Genomic DNA, 17856 nt, shown 5'->3' with positions numbered 1-17856 from the left:
ACTGTCGGGCGTCCGGGGGTCGGTCCCGCGTGGGGCCGGGGGTGTTGGGGTCATGTGCTCGCCGAGGGGCCGGTCGCACCCGGCGCCCCGGGTTCCGTGTGTGTCGACGTTCCCCGTGCTCGACCCGCCAGTCCGGGCCGGGTCGCGGAGGCGTCAACTGCCCGTGCCGAAACACCTTTTGGTGGAGAGTCACCTGGGCGGCCCGGTGGGGGTGAACGGGGTGTGTGCATCCAAACGGGTGTCTGTCACGGGACTTCTGCGTGTCCGATATTCCGGATAAAGGGATTATCGGTACGTTCTCTCGTAGATCGGCCGGTGCGGCCGACGTCTCAGAGATAGGGGAAAGTGACATGACCACGCGCAACATTGCCGTGACGGCCGCTGTCGCGGCTGCTACGGCCCTCGTCGCCACGGGCGTCACCTACGCCTCGGCCTCCGCGGCTCCTGAGGCCGCCCCCGTCGTCAAGCAGGTTGCTCCCATGGGTGGCGACAGCGGGCAGTCGAAGGGCAATGAAGGAGGCGACCGTGGTGGCCGGGGCCACTACGAGGGTCGCATCGACTTCAACGAGCGCTCCTACTCCGCCCAGAGCTGGGGCTGCATCACCGTGGTCAGCGGCCTCGGTTCGCGCAGCTTCAACGTCCGCAACGACAGCCACAAGACCGTCGAGGTCTTCCGCGGTGCCACCTGTGACAACGGCTCGCCCGTCGCCACGGTCGGCCCGTGGAGCAGCAGCAACGGTGTGATGCCCTTCCGCGTCCACGGGAGCGTGAAGGTCAGGAACGGCGTCGTGGGCAGCTTCCGCGTCGTCGAGGACCACCACCGCGACTGGTAGTGAAGGCGTCACCGCGCCATCCGCACCGCATGGAGGACCCGGCCCGCTGCAATCGGGCCGGGTTCTCCGGCTTCAGGCCGGCAGTGACCGCACCGAGGAGATCGACGGCGTCGCCGGAGCGGACCGATGTCGCGATCGAGCGGTTCGCCTCCCGGCCCCCGCATGAACCGACCGTGGCCCGTCCTCCCTCGGGGAGGACGGGCCACGGTGCGTTCGCCCCGGGTCCCCTCGGGTGTCCCTGGGGTGTTCGGTCGGCGGGACCCCTGGGCAACCGGCCGGCCGCCGGGGGAGTGTCAACTCCCCGTACACCAGGCCTCGTTGACGGCAGAGCCGGGTCGTGTTACTCAAGTGGGACGTCCTATTGGACTAGACCTGACTCCATCACTCCATCGCGTCACCGCTCCGCCCTTTCACCGCTCCGCCCCTTCATCGCTTCGATCGTCGAAGGACCCCCCACATGATCCGTTCCAAGCTTCTCGCGATAGCCGCCGCCGCGGGCATGGCCGGCACCGTCGCCCTGCTCGGCACCGGCGACGCCACCGCCGGAGTCCTGGCAGACCCGTCCGTGGCGCCCGGCGGCAATTTCGACCTGTCCGTCTGGCAGCTCCAGGAGCCGGTGGGTTCGCCCGGCTCGCCCACCACGATCCCGTCGTCCCGGCTCCAGGGGGTGAACGGGTTCCAGGACTCGTACTTCTACACCGACACCCGCGACGGCGCGATGACGTTCTGGGCGCCGGAGAAGGGCGTCACCACGCCGAACTCCAACTACGCCCGCTCCGAGCTGCGGGAGATGAACCGCAGCGGCAGCGCGGCGAACTGGTCGCTGAGCGGTACCCACCGGATGAGCGCGACCCTGCGCGTGGTGTCGGTGACGCAGAACGTGTGCGTCGGGCAGATCCACCTCGGCACCGGAGGCAGCTCCACCAAGCCGCTGCTGGAGCTGTACTACCACTCGAACGGGGACATCGTCCTCGGCACGGAGAACTCGCCGTCCGGTGGCCAGACGACCCACACGGTCGGCCATGTTTCGATCGGCAAGACGTGGAGCTACACGATCGGGGTCTCCGGCGGTCACACGATCGACCTGACGGTCAACGGCACCACCACGCACTACTCCATCCCGTCGTCCTTCGACCCGTACAAGCAGTACTTCAAGGCGGGCTCGTACAACCAGTCGTCCTCAGACAGCACCACGAAGGGCGCGCGTGTCGCCTTCTACGGGCTGACCGTCTCCCACAGCTGAGCGGACCGGGCCGACCGCCGGAAGGCGGGGCGCGCCCGCTCCACACAGGCGCCCGGCCGGGGACTCCCGGCCGGGCGTCGCGCGGGTACGGCTGTCACGCCCCGGCCCCGCCCGCCGGGACGTCGCCCGCCGCGCCCGGGGTCCGCCGCGGGGCCGCGGGACCGTCGGTGGTGTCGTCGTCCTCGGCGTCACCGGTCCGCCTCTCCCCGCCGACGAAGAAGCTCAGCGCGGCGGTGAGGACGGAGGCCACGGCCAGCCGTACGACCCACTGGGCGGGGGCGCTGTGCCCCACGGTGGAGGCGAAGGCGGGTATGTCGAACAGGGCGCTGCTCAGGGGCCACGCACCCAGGCAGGCGAGTGGAAAGGCCCACAGCGGAGGCGTGTTGGAGGCCGTCAGGAAGGAAGCCGCGACGATGACGACCACGCTGAGTACGACGGCGAGTGCGGTGATGTCCATGGCCACCAGCATTCCGCCGGACAGCGGACGCGTCGTCGGCATGACGGAGGAGCGGTTCCTGTGTCGGAGGACGGAGGCGACGGTCAGGGCCGCCGGTCGTTCTTCCTCGCGGAGCGGAGGTGTCCCTGGGGCGTGTGGCGACAGTCCCTCTCACGCTCCGGAGTCCGAACGGCGGCTCGCGCCGCGGCCGTCGGCTGCCGGCTCACCCTCGAACCGGCTGGTACCGCAGGGACGTTGCTGCCACGGCCGGTCGGCCGGCCCAGGTCCACGCCGGGAGGCGCCCCCGTCGCCACATGTGTGAGGGTCGTCGACCTCGAACCGGCTGGTAACGCAAGGACGTTGCTGCCACGGCCGGTCGGCCGGCCCAGGTCCACGTCCGGGAGGCGCCCCCGTCGCCACACGTGTGAGGGTCGTCGACGACCGGGCGGTCGTCCGCGCGGGATTCGCCGCCGTCGTCGACGCCGAACCCGATCTGACCGCGGCGCCCCCACCGCCCGCCGTCACCGGCGCCCTCGGCCGACTCACCCCGCGCGAAAGGGAAGTGCTGCTTCGTATCACCGCGGGCCTGGCCGACGCGGAGATCGCGGCGGCACCGGGCGTCATCACCGGGACCGTCAACACCCATGTCAAGGCGCTGCGCAGCCAGCTGGACCACCGTCAGTCCCCGCCCGTCAGGCGTCCGGCGGCACGGTCTCCTCGGCCCGCTCCGCCAGGCGCCGGGTGTCCAGGCGCAGGCGCCACAGGTTGCGCCGGTGCGCGCTGGTCAGTTCCGCCTCCAGCGGGGACGGCGGCACCGCGAGGACCGGGCAGACGGCGTGGGAGAGGCAGTAGCGGCTCACCGAGCACGAACAGAGCCGGTGCCAGCCGCTCCGCCGGCCGGCGCCGACGACGAGGATGTCGTTCTCGCGGTCGGCGCTCTCCACCAGCGCCCGGCCCGCGGTGCCGCGCGCGACGAGGGCGCGCATCGGCACCCCGGGGCCGGAGTGTCCGAAGGCGTCGTCGAGCGCGGTGAGCAGGTTCCGCCGCGCCAGCCGTTGCCACTCGTCGACAAGCACGTACGAGGCCGGCGTGCGGCGGGCGGCGAGTTCGCCACCGGGCGGTTCCCAGGCCAGGACGGGCCACAGCTCGGCACTCCGCCGCCGGGCCTCGTCGGCGGCCCTGCACAGGGCGGTGAGGCTGCCGAGGGAGCCGCTGACCCCCACCACGACACGAGCGGCTGCGGGGGCGCCGGAATCAGACATGACTCGACCGTTCTTCGCACGCGTCCACGGGTCCCTCCCGCGGGTGGTCCGCGGGGGACCGCTTCCCATTGCACTCCCGGCCGGGGCGCTCCGACACCCCGTACGCCCCTTTTTGTCGCGGTCCTGACGGCCTTCCCCCGAGCCCGTCGTCCCCGCGTCAGTACCCCGTCAGCGTCGACTCGACGGCCGTCAGCGTCGCGTCATGAGGTGTCGGCGAACCGCGGGGTACGGGCATAGCTTTCGATGTGAGCGGCTCGACGCCTCGTGTCCGAGGTGTCGAGCCGCTCACCGAACCGTCCCGGATCCTCCAGGAGGCATCCCATGCAACAACTCTCGTGCGGTGAAGACCCCGAGCCCTGCGAACGATTCCCGGCCGGAGCGTTGTTCGTTCCGGTCCGGCCGGGGTCGGCAGGGTGTGCCGCCCGGCTCTTCCGTACACCGCTCGGCGAGCGTACGGCCGTCGGCTTCACCTCGGAGCGCGGACTGACCACGACACTCGGCCCCGAGCAGGCGTGGATCAGGCTCGCCGAGCCCGCCCTGCGCGCGCTGGCCGAGCCGCTGGGAGTCACCAGGGTCACGGTGGATCCCTCCTTTTCCGCACCGGCTCCGGCCGCGCCGGTCACCCCCGAGCGGTTCGGGAACGCCGCCCCCGCGGCGCGGGAGCCGTCCGCACCCCGTACCCGCACGAGCACATGGGATCCGCAGGCTGTCGGGGTGCTGCGGGTGACCGGCGCCGCCGCGCTCGTGTCGGTACTGGCGCTGTGGATCGGTTGAGAGGGAACGCACGATGACCACTGTTCACGAATCCGCCGTCAGCACCACCGGCGACGACCTGTCGGTGTGGCCCGCCTCGGCCACCGAGGCGCGCCGGGGAGACCTGGCCGTGGGCGGCGTCCCGCTCGCCGAGATCGCCGACCGTTTCGGGACCCCCGCCTACGTCCTCGACGAGAGCGAGGTGCGCGAGCGCTGCCGTACCTACCGGCACGCCTTCCCCGACGCCGATGTCCTCTACGCGGCCAAGGCCTTCCTGTGCAGGGGCATGGCCCACTGGGTGGAGGAGGAGGGCCTCGGCCTCGACGTCTGCTCCGCCGGTGAGCTGGAGCTCGCCGTCACCACCGGGTTCCCGCCCGAGCGGATCGTGCTGCACGGCAACGCCAAGTCCCCGCACGACCTGGAATCCGCGCTGCGTCTGGGCGTCGGGCGCATCGTGATCGACAGTCCCTCCGAGATCGCGCGGCTGGCCGCCGCCGTCGGGCCCGGCGGGCACCAGAAGGTCATGGTGCGGGTGGTGCCGGCCATCAGCGCGGGCGGCCACGAGAAGATCAGGACCGGTACCGACGACCAGAAGTTCGGCCTGTCCATGGCCGACGGGTACGCCCAGCACGCCATCGCCCGGATCCTCGACCAGCCACAGCTCGAACTCACCGGTCTGCACTGTCACTTGGGATCGCAGATCAGTAGCGTCAAGCCGTATCTCGTCGCCGTGCGGCGCATGGTGGGGCTGATGGCGCGCCTGCGTGAGCAGCACGGCCTCGTCCTGCCCGAACTGGACCTCGGGGGCGGTCACGGCATCGCCTACCGGCCGGGTGAACAGGCGCTGGACCTCACGGCTCTGGCGCGCCGGGTCCGGAGCGAACTCACCGAGGCGTGTGCGGCCGCCGGGCTCACCGTGCCCCGTCTGATGATCGAGCCGGGCCGCGCCGTCGTGGGACCGGCGGGCGTCGCCCTCTACCACGTCCTCGCCGTCAAACGGAGCGGCGACCACGTCTTCGTCGCCGTCGACGGGGGCATGAGCGACAACCCGCGGCCCGCGCTGTACGGCGTGCGCTACGGGCCCCGCCTGATCGGCCGTCACAGTGTCGCGGAACCGGCCGCGGTGACCGTCGTGGGCCGCCACTGCGAGGCCGGCGACGTGCTCGCCACCGACGTCGAACTCCCCGCCGACGTACGTCCGGGCGACCTGCTGGCCGTCCCCGTCGCCGGCGCCTACCACCTGTCCATGGCGTCGGGCTACAACATGGTCGGCCGCCCACCGGTGATCGCCGTGCGGGGCGGCCACGCCCGTCTGCTCGTCCGCCGCGAGTCCCTGGACGACATCCGCAGCCGCGACGTGGGGCTGTGAACGGGCACCGCCCTCCCCCTACGCCTCCGGGCGGGTGATGACCCGGCCCTCGCCCGGAGGCTCCCGCGGTTCCGGCACCGCCATCCACCATCCGAGCGCACCCCGGGGCGGTCTCGTGGGCGCCGCCGTCGTTCCGCGCGCGTCGGCATCCGCGGCCGTCGGTGTGCCGCTCAGTCGGAGCGGCCGCGTGTGGTGGCGCGCCACTCCTGGTACACGCGCCACAGCCGCTCGGCGCGTGGGCAGCGGCCCGACTCCCGTTTGCAGACAAGGCAGTTGCCGACGTGACTGATGTACACGTCCTCGGGGCTGTGATGCCCCGGCTGCGGATTCGGCATGGCCCCCGGCACCTTTCGGCGTGATCCTCGCGCGCGTTGTCGCTTCTGGTGCCGTACTTCCGGAGCGAGGGGGCTTTCGGATGCGCCGGCCAGGGTGTCAATTCCCTTACGCCGCAGACCTGCACGGTCCGCGGCCGTGTGCGACGCGGTTCCGGACCGCGCAGGCGTCGGTCGGGGGGTGCCCCGGCAGTGGCGGCCGGGGTGCCCGGTGCCGAAGGCGGGTTGACCCTGCACCGGGTCAACCCGCTTGCGACGGTACGGACATGAGGGCCCCCGGTCCGTCTTCGCGGGACGGTGTCCGCGGCAGTCGGGCGACCGTCGCTCAGGGGGCGGTGCGGGAGTGTGTGAGACACCGCGCCGCCTGCCGGTGGTGACGGCGCGACCTGGGCGCGTCCCGGGTCCGTGAGGTGTGTCAGGCGGCGATGACGGCGGCGGTGGTGCGGCCGCCGTCGACGTCGAGCACGATGCCGTGCACGAACGAGGACTCGTCGCCCGCCAGATACACGGCGGCCTTCGCGATCTCGTCGGGAGTGCCCATCCGGCCCGCGGGGGTGCCCTTCATCATGATCGCGGAAGGGCGCTCCTCGCCCGGTGCGGGCGGCAGGACCACACCCGGGGAGATCGCGTTCACGCGCACACCCTGCGGCCCGAACTCCGCCGCCCAGGCCCGGGTCAGCGTCTCCACGGCTCCCTTGGTGGAGCTGTAGAGGGCGCCGACCGGAATGCCCAGGCGCGCGATCCAGGAGCCCAGGTTGATGACGGCCCCGCCGCCGGCCTCCGCCATCGCGGGGGCGACGGCCGCGGTCAGGAAGAAGGGGGCCTTCACGTTCACGGCGTAGACCTGGTCGAAGGTCTTCTCGTCGGTGGCCGTCGTGGTGTCACCGGGGTAGATGCCGGCGTTGTTGACCAGGACGTCGATCCGGCCGCCGAGGACCCGCGTCGCCTCCTCGGCCAGCGCCCGCGAGGCGGCGGCGCTGCCGTCCAGGTCGGCCCGGACGAACTCGGCGCGGCCGCCGCGCGCGCGGATCCCGTCGACGACCTCCTGGCCCCGCTCGGCGCTGCGGCCGGAGACCGCGACGTGTGCCCCCTCGGCGGCGAAGGCCTCCGCGATCGCCCGTCCGATGTTGCTGGTCGCCCCGGTCACCAAGGCGGTCCTGCCCCCAAGACGCTTCGACATGATCCACTCCGTTGTCTGGTTCTCCACCGTGAACCCGCTCGGCCGAACGCGCACTGCCCGCGACCGGACGGGGGCCCTGGACGGCCAGGGCGTGAGGTCCACTGTGCGATCGAAAAAATGGACCTGCAAGTCCAGAATTTGGGGCTCGGACACGCGGACACCCGGACACGCGGACGCTCGCTCACGTGGCTCACGTGGCTCACGTGGCTCACGCGGCTCACGCGGCTCACGCGGCTCACGCGAGTGAACGGCGCAGGACGGACGGGGACGGAACCGGTGCTGCCGGCCGTCTCTGGCACAGACGGGCCGTGATCGCGGCCCCGGCCCGCTGGGCGATGTCCGCGAGCGGTTCCAGGCGTGGGAGACCGTGGTCAGGACAGACGGCGCTCCGACGGCGCAGCCACCCGCGCCCAGCAGCGGCAGCGCCGCGCAGCAGACCCCCTCCACGACCTCACCGCGGTCGAGGGCCACGCCGCGCAGCAGACCCCCTCCACGACCTCACCGCGGTCGAGGGTCACGCCGCGCTCCCGGATGGCCGCCGCCTCGCGGGGCCAGGAAGCGGGCGCGTCCGGGCCCGGGTCCGAAAGCCCGGCGGCCTGGACCTTGCCCGCCGCCGTGAACCACGGCCAGGAGGCCGCGTCCAGCAGCGGGGCGAGCGCCGTGTCCTGGCCGGCCGCCCAGTCCAGGACGAGAGTCCGCCCCTCCCTGAGCACGTTGACTCCCACGGTCGCCCCCGTGGCCGCGACCGGACGCTGCACGGGTTCCCGGGCCGCGGTCCGCGGCCCCGGATACGGCTGCCATCCCTGCCCGAGCCGGAACATCCGAGGCCCCAGCCGGTAGACGTCGGCCCGCGTTCCACGGCGCCCGGTTCGGCCAACTGCCCCGGGAGCCGGTACACCGTCGACTTCGGCAGTCCGCTCTGGGCCGTGACGCTGGTCAATCCGGCCTGGCCGGCCTGGTCCAGCACCGCCCTCACCTGGAATGCGCCCTCCAGCACACCGCGTCCGCCCTGCCGCGTGGCCGGTGCACGCGTCCCTCCCCGATGCGTCTCCCGCGGCCCGGGTAACTCCGCGAAACCCTGCCCGGATCCCTGTCCCATGGGTGATCCCTCCGTCGTCGCCACACGAGCACCGTGGACGAGTCCGGCGGGCGGCGGATCGGTAGCCACTACTCACCGGCTCGTGCCCCCTGCGAGCGGCACCGCGGAGCACACCCGGCACGCCGGGCACGCCGAACCGGTCCGGGCCGGATCGCGGGGTTACTGTCGGCGGCATGGACGGTGTTCGCCGAGGGTGGCGCCAGTGTGTGCTCGGCGGGGCGGTGTTCGCGGTGTGCATGGCCGGCACCACGCTGCCGACCCCCCTCTACAACCTCTACCAGCTAAAGTTCGGGTTCTCCGAGCTGATGGTCACGGTCGTGTACGCCGTGTACGCCTTCGGAGTCATCGGCGTGCTGCTGCTGGCGGGCAACGCCTCGGACGCGGTGGGCAGACGACCGGTGCTGCTGTGCGGCCTGGGCTTCGCGGCGGTCAGCGCCGTCTGCTTCCTGTGCGCCACCGGACTGGGCTGGCTCTACGCGGGACGGTTGCTGTCCGGACTGTCCGCCGGTCTGTTCACCGGCGCCGCCACGGCCTACGTGATCGATCTGGCACCGCACGGCAGCGGCTCCCGGGGCACGCTCGTGGCGACGGCCGCCAACATGGGCGGCCTCGGCTGCGGTCCGCTGCTCGCCGGACTGCTGGCGCAGTACGCCCCCCGGCCGCTGTACCTGCCCTTCGCCGTACATCTCGTCCTGGTGGCCTGCTCGGCCGCCGTGCTGCTCCGGCTGCCGGAGACCGTGGGGGAGCGGCGGCCGCTGCGCACGGTACGGCCGCAACGGCCCGGCCTGCCCGCCCAGGTGCGGGCGGTCTTCGGACCGGCCGCGATCGCCGCGTTCGTGGGGTTCGCGCTGTTCGGGGTGTTCACCGCGGTCAGCCCGGCCTTCCTCGAACACTCCCTGGACGTGCACAGCCGCGCCGTGAGCGGACTGGTCGTCGCGCTGGCCTTCTTCGCCTCCACCGCGGGACAACTCGCCGTCGGTGTCATCGGGCCGGGTCGATCGCTGCCCGTGGGCTGCGCCGCGCTCCTCGCGGGGCTCGCGCTGCTCGCTGGCGCGCTGCGGTGGGACCTGCTGGTGCTGGTCGTGCTGAGCGCGATCGTCGGCGGGGCCGGGCAGGGGATCGCGTTTCGCGGGGCGCTGTCCGCGGTGGCCCAGGCTTCCCCCGACCACCAGCGCGCGGCGGTCATCTCCCTGCTGTTCGTGGTGGCGTACGTGGGCATCTCGTTGCCGGTGATCGGCGCGGGAGTACTGGCGGACCGGATCGGGCTGGAGGGCGCCGGGCTGGTGTTCATCGCGTGCATGGCCGTCCTGGTCGCCGTCGCGGGCCTCTACCTGCTCCGGCGGCGGACACCGGCCAGGACGTAGGCGCGCGGGGACACGGCGACGTTCCGGGGTCAGGTCCTGCCGATCCGGTCGTAGCGGCCGGCGAGGGTGTCCTCGGAGGTGGAGTTGCCCAGCAGACCGAAGTCCGACCCCCGAGAGAGCAGTCCGCTGATCCGCTCGCCCTGACGCAGCTCCTGGTCGGGGCAGCGCAGCGCCTCCTCCAGGGTCTCGGCCATCTCCCACTCGGCGTCCCGCACGGGTCGGTGCGCGGTGACCACGGCGGCGACCCGGACCGGGCCCTTGCCGTGCTCCGCGGGCAGTTCGCTGTAGCGGGTGAGGGTGGCGAGCACCGTCGGGGCGGGGACTCGCACTGCCAGACGCAGTGTGTGTCGAGCACGGGCCGGTTCGCCGGGGCCGCTTTCGCACGGGGTGCGTCTGACGAAGCCGGGCCCCAGTCGACGGGTGCCACCGCGACGGCGCGGGCCAGGCGTACGCCCTGTGCGCGGGTGTGCGGCGCGTGGCCGGGATCGGGTCTGAAGTCGGGCCGGGTGGTGCTGGGGGCCGGGGCTGAGGTGGCGCCCCCGCCGCGGTTCGCGGTCGGGTTCCGGGAAGCGGTGGGTCCACCGGTGTGCCCGTTCCCCGGCCCCGAAGAGGCGGCCGGCAACAGCCCCGTGGCGACGACTCCGCGGCACAGCCACACCGGTCTCCGGTGCGCCGTGGACGTCCCCCATCCGCACGGATGTTCCCCTCGAGGAGCGTAGTGACTATGCCTCCGGGACACTACGACGTCGTCCGAGCCCGTACCCGCGGCCGGGAGGCGGGCCTGCCTCCCGGCCCGGTCACGCGGTGCTGTTGGGGCGGGCGAGGCCCAGGTCGTAGGCGAAGATGACCGCCTGGACCCGGTCGCGCGCGCCGATCTTCGCGAGGACCCGGCCGACGTGGGTCTTGACGGTGGACTCCGACAGGACGAGGCGCGTGGCGATCTCCCCGTTGCTCCAGCCCCTGCCGATGGCCACCAGGATCTCCCGCTCGCGGTCGGTGAGGGAGCGCAGCCTCGGGTCGGCGTCCGCGTCAGGTACGCCCTGACCCGGCAGATGCTGGGCGTACGCGTCGAGGAGACGCCGGGTCAGGGCGGGGGCGATGACGGCGTCCCCCGCGGCGACGGCGCGGATGCCCGCCAACAGCTCCTCCGGACGGGCGTCCTTGAGGAGGAAGCCGCTCGCCCCGGCGCGCAGGGCCGCGTGGGCGTACTCGTCCAGGTCGAACGTGGTCAGGACGAGCACCCTGGAGCGGCCGCCCGTGGCGATGATGCGGCGGGTGGCCTCGATGCCGTCCATGCCCGGCATCCGGACGTCCATGAGGACCACATCGGGGCGCAGTTCCGCCGCCTGGCGCACGGCCTCGGCACCGTGCGCGGCCTCGCCCGCCACCTCGGTGTCGGGGACGGACTCCAGGAGCATGCGGAAGCCGAAGCGCTGCAGGGGCTGGTCGTCCACGATGAGCACGGTGGTCAAGAGGTGCCGCCTTCGGAGCCGGGGAGCGGGGTGAGGTCGAGGGTCGCCCGCACGGCCCATCCGCGGCCGGGGCGGGGCACCGGCCCCGCGTCGACCGTGCCCCCGTAGAGCGCCGCCCGTTCGCGCATGCCGGCGAGCCCGTGCCCCTCCTCGTTCGGGGGACCGGCCGGCCGTGTGCCGTCCGGCGGCCCGGTGTCCTGGACGCGGATCCGTACCCGCGCGCCCTCCACCCCGATCGCGAGATGGACCCGCGTGTCGGCGCCGGCGTGCTTGAGGCTGTTGGTCAGCGCTTCCTGGACTATCCGGTAGACCGTCAGCTGTACGCCGCCGTCCAGTGCGTCCGTGTCACCGGCCGTCCGGTAGGTGATCAGAGGGCCGGCGGAGCGGATGCGCGCGCAGAGCGCGTCGATGTCGGCGATGCCCGGCTGGGGACTGAGCGCGGGAGCCTCGGCCTCCTCGCGCAGCACGCCGAGCATACGGCGCAGCTCGCCCAGGGCCTGGCGGCCGGTGTCGCCGATGAGCAGCAGCGCCTGTTTGCCCCGTTCGGGGGTGACCTCGCAGGCGTACGCACCGGCGTCGGCGAGGGTGATCATGACGGCGAGGTTGTGGCCGACGATGTCGTGCATCTCGCGGGCCACCCGGGTGCGTTCGGTGGCCGCCGCCAGCCTGCTGCGCTGGTCGCGTTCGATCTCCAGCCGGGCCGCGCGCTCCCGCAGTCCGGCGAGCTGGGCCCGTCGGATGCGCACCGCCATCCCCATGGCGACGGCCGCGATCGCGGCGCTGAACAGGAAGAACAGCGCGTCCCAGACGGACACCACGGCGGAGGCCCGCACGGCGACCAGGACCAGGCCGACGGCCGTGACGGCACAGGCCCACGCCAGATGCCGCAGCGTTCCGTGCAGCGTCAGGCTGTACAGGGCGATCAGCAGCGCCACGTCGGCGCGCAGCAGCACACCGAGCGACCACTGGAGGAGGAAGACCGCCATGATGACGGCGAAGGCCGCGGACGGATTCCTGCGCCGCCACAGGAGCGGCAGCACCAGTCCGGCCTGAAGCGCCAGCATCCCGGCGAGGGGCGGGCGGGTGAACCTCGCGGCGAGTTCACGCCGGCCGTCGTGCCCGTGCACCAGGTCCGCCAGACAGAACATCAGGAAGACCAGCACGACCACGGCCGTGTCCAGCACCCACGGACGCGCCCGGTCCGCCTGCCGAAGCCACTGTCCGCCGCGGGTCAGCCGGGCGAACAGCGGGCTCATACCGGCGGTGTCGTCGGCGGTCACGGGTGTCACCTGTCCATCGTGGGCGAGGCAGTGCGGCGCGGCACCCGGATGAGCCGGGCACCGCACCGACAGCGGACGATACGCGGGGTGCGCGGACCGTCAGGCGTCGCTGCGCACCAGCCGGTAGGCGGCGCCCGCCAGCGCCAGCACCGTCCAGCCGAGGAAGACGACGAGCCCGGCGGTGGGCGACAGGGTGGTGCTGTCGTGGGTGAGGGCGAACATCGACTCGCCCGCGTTGCTGGGCAGGTACGGGCTGATGTCGTCCTGCCAGGAACTCGGCAGGAGCGAGATCAGGCCGGGGACCAGCATCAGAGCGCCGACCAGCACCGAGATACCGCCCGCCACCGAGCGCAGCAGCGCGCCGAGGGCGGCGCCGATCACACCGACCAGACCGAGGTAGAGGCCCGCGCCCAGCAGACTGCGCACCACACCCGGGTGCGAGAACGTCATGGCCGCGCTCGTACCGGACACGATGCCGCTCGCGAACAGGAAGGCGACGAACGCGCCGACCGTGCCCACCGCGAGGGAGACCAGACCGAACACGGCCGACTTGGACCAGAGCACCGGCAGCCGGCGCGGCACCGCGGCCAGCGTGGAGCGGATCATGCCGGTGGAGTACTCGCCCGCCGTGACGAGCACGCCCAGGACGCCCAGCGCCAGTTGCGCGAAGTTCGTGCCGAACAGCGACAGGCTGACGGCGGTGGAGTGGGCGAAGTCCGGGTCCATGTGGTGGCCGGAGTTGATTCTCGACTTGAACTGGGCCGCGGCGATCAGGCCGAAGGCCACCAGGAAGAGCAGGCCGAGGCCGAGCGTGATCCAGGTCGAGCGCAGGGACCACAGCTTGGCCCACTCGGAGCGCAGCACGCGGCGTCCGGTCACCCGGTAGTCGGGGCGTGCGGCGGGTGTGGGTAGGGGAGCGGAGGTCTCGGTCGCGGTGATGGTGCTCATGCGGCCCTCCCGGGGGTCTCGACGCCGGCGCCGGTCGCGGTGGTGGAGCCGTGGTACTCGACGGCATCCCTGGTCAGGTCCATGAACGCCTCCTCCAGTGACACGGACTTCGCGCTCAGTTCGAACAGCGCGATGCCGTGCTCGGCCGCCTTCAGCCCGATCTGGCGTGCCGTCACACCCGTCACGTGCAGTTCCTCGGAGCCCGCGTGGCCGGTGATGTCGACGCCCGGACCGGCCAGCACCTCCCGCAGCCGGGCCGGATCGGCGGTGGCCACCTTCACGGTGTCGCCTCCCACCTCGCGGATCAGGTCGTGCACGGTGGTGTCGGCCAGCAGCCGGCCCCGTCCCACGATGATCAGGTGGTCCGCCACCAGCGCGACCTCGGTCATGAGGTGCGAGGAGACGAAGACGGTACGGCCCTCGGCGGCGAGCTCGGTGAGGAGGTTGCGGATCCAGAGGACACCCTCGGGGTCGAGACCGTTGACCGGCTCGTCCAGCATGACCGTCTGCGGATCACCCAGCAGGGCCGCCGCGATGCCGAGGCGCTGGCCCATGCCGAGCGAGAACGCGCCCGCCCGCTTCCTGGCCACGCTGCCCAGCCCGGCCAGTTCGATGACCTCGTCGACCCGGCGGCGCGGGATGCCGTGGGTGAGCGCCAGCGCGAGGAGGTGGTTGTACGCCGAACGTCCGGGGTGGATCGACTTGGCCTCCAGCAGCGCGCCGACCTCCTGCAGGGGAGCGGCGTGCTGGGCGTAGCGGCGGCCACCGACGCGTACCGAGCCACTGCTCGGGGCGTCCAGCCCGACGATCAGGCGCATGGTGGTCGACTTCCCCGCGCCGTTGGGTCCCAGGAAGCCGGTGACGGTGCCGGGCCGGACGACGAAGTCGAGCTGGTCGACCGCCGTCTTCTCCCCGTACCGCTTGGTCAGCTGCTGTGCCTCGATCATCGCTCATCCCTCGCGTCCGGGCGCCACACCGGTTCTGGAGCGCCTCACCTGCGACGTTAGACGCCAGGGACCCCGCGAGCCGTGGTACCGGGGGGTGAACTACGGCCATCGGGTGGTACCGCGGTACTACCCGGCACGGTCCGACCGTGATCGAGGGCGGTGGATCCGGGCAGTGGATCAGGACGGTGGATCAGGACGGTCGATTCGGGTGGTGCGTGCGGCCGGTGGCGCCGCTGCCGGCGCCACCGGCCGTGAGCCGGGGTCAGTCCGTCGCGGTCATCCGAACTGGCCGGGCTGGTAGTCGCCGGCGGGCTGGCGCACGATGACGTTCAGACGGTTGTAGGCGTTGATGAGGGCGATGAGGGACACCAGCGCGGCGAGCTGTTCCTCGTCGAAGTGCTTGGCGGCGTTCGCCCAGACCTCGTCGGACACGCCCCCGGCGGCGTCGGCGATCCGGGTGCCCTCCTCGGTCAGTTCCAGGGCGGCGCGCTCGGCGTCGGTGAAGACCGTGGCCTCCCGCCAGACCGCGACCAGGTGGAGACGGAGGGGGGACTCACCGGCGTGCGCGGCGTCCTTGGTGTGCATGTCCGTGCAGAAGCCGCAGCCGTTGATCTGGCTGGCACGGAGCTTGACCAGTTCCTGTGTCGTGTGGGGCAGTGCCGAGTCGGAGACGGCCTTGCCCGCCGAGTTGATGTGCCGCGCGAACTTGGCCGTGAGGGGGCTGGCGTAGAGGTTGAGACGGGCGTCGGCGTTCATGGTGGTCTCCTCGTCACGTCGGTGGATACACACCCTTGACGGACCGGATCGGCGGGATGTGACATCGGGGCGGTGCGGCCGGATGTGACCTGCGTCTCCCGGTAGGACGGGCGCAGCGGATGCGGTGGGGAAGGGGCGGTCGCAGCATGAGAGGCAGAGGTCTCGCCTCAGCGCCGAGCCGGGGGACACCTCGTGCCCTCGGCCCGATACGGCGGCTCAGGCCGCGGAGGTGCCCGATGGCTCCACCCGACGCGACGCCCGGCCCCGGAGGGCCGCGGCCCGGCAGGACCGCGCCGCCCGGCGGCGCGGGGGCGGGTCCGGGGCCCGGTCCCGTACCGCGCGTGCCGCCCGTGACCTGCGGGGACCGGGCGCAGGCCGGGTCCGGGTCCGTCACACCCGCGCGGGCCGACGTGTCCGGCCGCGCACCCGACGCCCGTCCGACGGGGTGACCGGTGAGCCGCACGAAGTGGTGCCCGGCACACGTCCGGGCGCAGGCGCGGGCCCCTGCCCGGGGGCGCCCCCGGGGCCGTGGGGACGCCCGCATTCCGGGGAAGGGGCCCCGCACGCTAGGGTGAGCGGCCATTCGTGCAGGTGAGGGGCAGGGGAGTCGGATGCTGGATCACTCGGAGGACAGGCTTCTGGAAGAGGCTCTCGGCGCGATCGCCGGACAGGGGCGCCTCGGTGCGAAGTTCGCGGCCAGGTTCCTCAAACACGACGTCCACGAGATAGAGCTGCGGCTGCCGCTGAGCTTCGATCTCGCCCTCGAACGCGTCCGCGGGAGCCTGGTCGAGTCGACGGGCGGTACGGATCCGTCGGTGCTGCGGTCCGGGGCGGACGGGGCGGCGCTGCGCGTGATGTCGGGGGCGGGCTTCGCGGCGATGAACCCGGTCGTGGTCACGGTCACCCTGACCCGTGTCGAGGAGGACAGCACCGCGATACAGGTGCGGGCGGTGGCCAAGGAAGGCCTGATCAAGCAGCACGCGGGGGAGAAGACCGCGCAGCGTGTGGCGTCGGCGCTGGAGGACCGACGGGAGTGACTCCGGCCGGCCCCGCCGGGCGCGCGTGCCCGTGTCCGCGCCCGTGCGAGTGCCGCTCGCCCGCGCGGGCGAGCGGCGGGGGAGAGGTAAAGATTTCGCCTGGTCTAGTCCAAAGGGGAATCTGGTCTAGGCCAATCCATTGACATGACCGCAACAGCATCACGAAGCTGGGGCGAACCCCCCTCTCCCCCTGGAGGCACCCAGTGAGACGTCTTCGCGCATGTCTGGGCGCGGTCGCCGCCGTCGGACTGGCCGCGGCGGGCACGACCGCACTGATCGCGGGCAGCGCTTCCGGCGCGACCTCCGCACTCGCCAACCGCTGGTACGCCGCGGCTCCCTATCTGATGCCGCTCGACAACGACCCGCCGGACGCGGCCGCCATCATGGACGCCACCGGCCTGAAGGCGTTCCAGCTCGCCTTCGTCCTCGCCCCCAACGGCGGTGGCTGCAGCCCCACATGGGGTGGCACGGCCGCGGTCTCCTCGGACACCGCCGTCCAGTCGGTCGTCAACACCATCCGTGCCAAGGGCGGCGACGTCTCCGTCTCCATCGGCGGGTACGGCGGTACGAAGCTCGGCCAGGCGTGCTCGGACCCGGCCGCCACGGCGGCGGCGTACCAGCAGGTCATCACCAAGTACGGTCTGCACGCCATCGACTTCGACCTCGAGGAGCCGGAGTACGAGAACACCGCCGCCATCAAGAACGAGATCGGCGCCGCCAAGATCCTCCAGCAGAACAACCCCGGCCTGTACGTCTCCGTGACCACCGCGGGCACGGCCGACGGTACCGGCTGGTTCGGCAAGCAGATGCTGCTGGAGGCCAAGTCACAGGGGTTCACCCCGAACAACTTCTCCATCATGCCGTTCGACGGCGGTTTCAACGGCGCGGCCTCGCAGACCGGCGCGCTCACCAACTTCAACCAGATCCTGCAGTCCACCTTCGGCTGGGACCAGGCGACCGCCTACGCCCACGAGGGCTTCTCCGGCATGAACGGACGCAGCGACGCCGGCGAGTACTTCACACAGGCCGACTTCCAGACCGTGCTGGACTACGCCACCGGTCACCACATGGACCGCTTCACGTTCTGGTCCCTCAACCGGGACCGCCAGTGCACCCCGGCCGACAACGGCGGCCGTACATCGGGTACTTGCTCCAGCGTGGCGCAGAACTCCTGGGACTTCGCGAAGTATTCGGTGAAGTTCGCCGGAGTGACACCGCCCACCTCGACTCCCACCCCGACCCCGACTCCCACGCCGCCGGGCACCGGGTGCAAGCCGGCCTGGAGCTCGACCGCCGTCTACACCGCCGGCAACGAGGTGTCGTACGGCAATCACAACTGGAAGGCCAAGTGGTGGACCCAGAACGAGACTCCGGTCGCCTCCGACTGGGGCGTCTGGCAGGACGAGGGCGCCTGCTGAGGCCCTGACGCAGACGGTGGGGCGGGGGTGGCGGTGACCGACGGCCGGGTCCCCCGCCCCCCGGCGGGAGGGGCGACGGGCGGGTACCCCGGGGGGGGGGGCACCGGGGGGCGGGCGGGGTGGGGGC

18 protein-coding genes and 2 pseudogenes are annotated in these 17856 nt (G+C 72.5%); 8 read left to right on the top strand and 12 right to left on the bottom strand.

Translation table 11 applies throughout. The features are described 5' to 3' along the window. The first annotated feature begins 350 nt into the window (after positions 1-350). Positions 351-833 (top strand): hypothetical protein, encoded by a 483-nt coding sequence (locus ACFVTC_RS20050; protein WP_390128721.1) that lies wholly within the window; start codon positions 351-353, stop codon positions 831-833. Between the two features lie 457 nt (positions 834-1290). After that, the gene (locus ACFVTC_RS20045) at positions 1291-2076 is read left to right on the top strand and encodes a polysaccharide lyase family 7 protein (protein WP_390128720.1); all 786 of its coding nucleotides are present in this window, start codon (positions 1291-1293) and stop codon (positions 2074-2076) included. A 94-nt stretch (positions 2077-2170) separates the two neighbouring features. Here ACFVTC_RS20045 and ACFVTC_RS20040 read toward each other — a convergent pair whose 3' ends face one another. Continuing rightward, on the bottom strand, positions 2171-2575 hold the full coding sequence (locus ACFVTC_RS20040; protein ID WP_390128719.1) for a hypothetical protein: 405 nt from the start codon (positions 2573-2575) through the stop codon (positions 2171-2173). Positions 2576-2936: 361 nt separating this feature from the next. Here ACFVTC_RS20040 and ACFVTC_RS20035 point away from each other — a divergent pair. Next, positions 2937-3170: pseudogene (locus ACFVTC_RS20035) on the top strand (LuxR C-terminal-related transcriptional regulator); the annotation flags it as partial. 34 nt (positions 3171-3204) lie between these two features. Here ACFVTC_RS20035 and ACFVTC_RS20030 read toward each other — a convergent pair. Further along, the gene (locus tag ACFVTC_RS20030) at positions 3205-3774 is read right to left on the bottom strand and encodes a universal stress protein (RefSeq protein WP_390128718.1); all 570 of its coding nucleotides are present in this window, start codon (positions 3772-3774) and stop codon (positions 3205-3207) included. 321 nt (positions 3775-4095) lie between these two features. Between ACFVTC_RS20030 and ACFVTC_RS20025 the strand changes: the two genes are divergently transcribed. Together ACFVTC_RS20025 and lysA are read left to right on the top strand one after the other, a co-directional pair. After that, a complete protein-coding gene (locus tag ACFVTC_RS20025; RefSeq protein ID WP_390128716.1) occupies positions 4096-4548 on the top strand; it encodes an SAV_915 family protein in 453 nt (150 codons plus the stop codon). 13 nt (positions 4549-4561) lie between these two features. Continuing rightward, complete coding sequence (lysA, locus tag ACFVTC_RS20020; RefSeq protein ID WP_390128715.1) at positions 4562-5896, top strand: diaminopimelate decarboxylase; 1335 nt, start codon at positions 4562-4564, stop codon at positions 5894-5896. 170 nt (positions 5897-6066) lie between these two features. Here lysA and ACFVTC_RS20015 read toward each other — a convergent pair whose 3' ends face one another. The 4 genes and pseudogenes from ACFVTC_RS20015 to ACFVTC_RS20000 all read right to left on the bottom strand — a co-directional run. Further along, the gene (locus ACFVTC_RS20015) at positions 6067-6231 is read right to left on the bottom strand and encodes a hypothetical protein (RefSeq protein ID WP_390128714.1); all 165 of its coding nucleotides are present in this window, start codon (positions 6229-6231) and stop codon (positions 6067-6069) included. Positions 6232-6643: 412 nt separating this feature from the next. Further along, positions 6644-7408, bottom strand: coding sequence for an SDR family NAD(P)-dependent oxidoreductase (locus ACFVTC_RS20010; protein ID WP_390128712.1), 765 nt, complete (start codon positions 7406-7408; stop codon positions 6644-6646). 371 nt (positions 7409-7779) lie between these two features. After that, entirely contained in the window at positions 7780-8133 is a 354-nt protein-coding gene (locus tag ACFVTC_RS20005) for a hypothetical protein (protein ID WP_390128891.1), read from the bottom strand. A 137-nt stretch (positions 8134-8270) separates the two neighbouring features. Next, positions 8271-8507 (bottom strand): annotated as a pseudogene (locus ACFVTC_RS20000) (helix-turn-helix domain-containing protein); the annotation flags it as partial. A 173-nt stretch (positions 8508-8680) separates the two neighbouring features. Between ACFVTC_RS20000 and ACFVTC_RS19995 the strand changes: the two are divergent. After that, positions 8681-9871, top strand: coding sequence for an MFS transporter (locus ACFVTC_RS19995; RefSeq protein WP_390128711.1), 1191 nt, complete (start codon positions 8681-8683; stop codon positions 9869-9871). A gap of 29 nt (positions 9872-9900) precedes the next feature. On the opposite strand, the gene ACFVTC_RS19990 is transcribed toward ACFVTC_RS19995, so the two are convergent. From ACFVTC_RS19990 to ACFVTC_RS19965, 6 genes are all read right to left on the bottom strand, one after another. Further along, positions 9901-10200: a hypothetical protein gene (locus tag ACFVTC_RS19990; protein WP_390128710.1), complete on the bottom strand. Its 300-nt coding sequence runs from the start codon at positions 10198-10200 to the stop codon at positions 9901-9903. 468 nt (positions 10201-10668) lie between these two features. Next, positions 10669-11343: a response regulator gene (locus tag ACFVTC_RS19985; protein ID WP_390128709.1), complete on the bottom strand. Its 675-nt coding sequence runs from the start codon at positions 11341-11343 to the stop codon at positions 10669-10671. Further along, positions 11340-12632 carry a sensor histidine kinase gene (locus ACFVTC_RS19980; protein ID WP_390128708.1) on the bottom strand — a complete coding sequence of 431 codons (1293 nt, stop codon included), beginning with the start codon at positions 12630-12632 and terminating at the stop codon, positions 11340-11342. Before ACFVTC_RS19980 ends, ACFVTC_RS19985 begins: the two co-directional genes overlap by 4 nt. A 90-nt stretch (positions 12633-12722) precedes the next feature. Further along, on the bottom strand, positions 12723-13571 hold the full coding sequence (locus ACFVTC_RS19975; RefSeq protein WP_390128706.1) for an ABC transporter permease: 849 nt from the start codon (positions 13569-13571) through the stop codon (positions 12723-12725). Further along, complete coding sequence (locus ACFVTC_RS19970) at positions 13568-14518, bottom strand: ATP-binding cassette domain-containing protein (protein WP_390128704.1); 951 nt, start codon at positions 14516-14518, stop codon at positions 13568-13570. Before ACFVTC_RS19970 ends, ACFVTC_RS19975 begins: the two co-directional genes overlap by 4 nt. A 276-nt stretch (positions 14519-14794) precedes the next feature. Further along, positions 14795-15274: a carboxymuconolactone decarboxylase family protein gene (locus ACFVTC_RS19965; protein ID WP_390128703.1), complete on the bottom strand. Its 480-nt coding sequence runs from the start codon at positions 15272-15274 to the stop codon at positions 14795-14797. 611 nt (positions 15275-15885) lie between these two features. On the opposite strand from ACFVTC_RS19965, the gene ACFVTC_RS19960 reads away from it, so the two are divergent. After that, the gene (locus ACFVTC_RS19960; RefSeq protein WP_390128702.1) at positions 15886-16311 is read left to right on the top strand and encodes a hypothetical protein; all 426 of its coding nucleotides are present in this window, start codon (positions 15886-15888) and stop codon (positions 16309-16311) included. Positions 16312-16514: 203 nt separating this feature from the next. Further along, positions 16515-17729 (top strand): carbohydrate-binding protein, encoded by a 1215-nt coding sequence (locus ACFVTC_RS19955; RefSeq protein WP_390128701.1) that lies wholly within the window; start codon positions 16515-16517, stop codon positions 17727-17729. Positions 17730-17856 lie beyond the last annotated feature (127 nt).

Source organism: Streptomyces sp. NPDC057950 (genome assembly GCF_042887295.1).
Lineage (GTDB): Bacteria > Actinomycetota > Actinomycetes > Streptomycetales > Streptomycetaceae > Streptomyces > Streptomyces kaempferi.
Note: the sequence above shows the minus strand (reverse complement) of the source record. Positions and strands in the feature narration are given on the sequence as shown.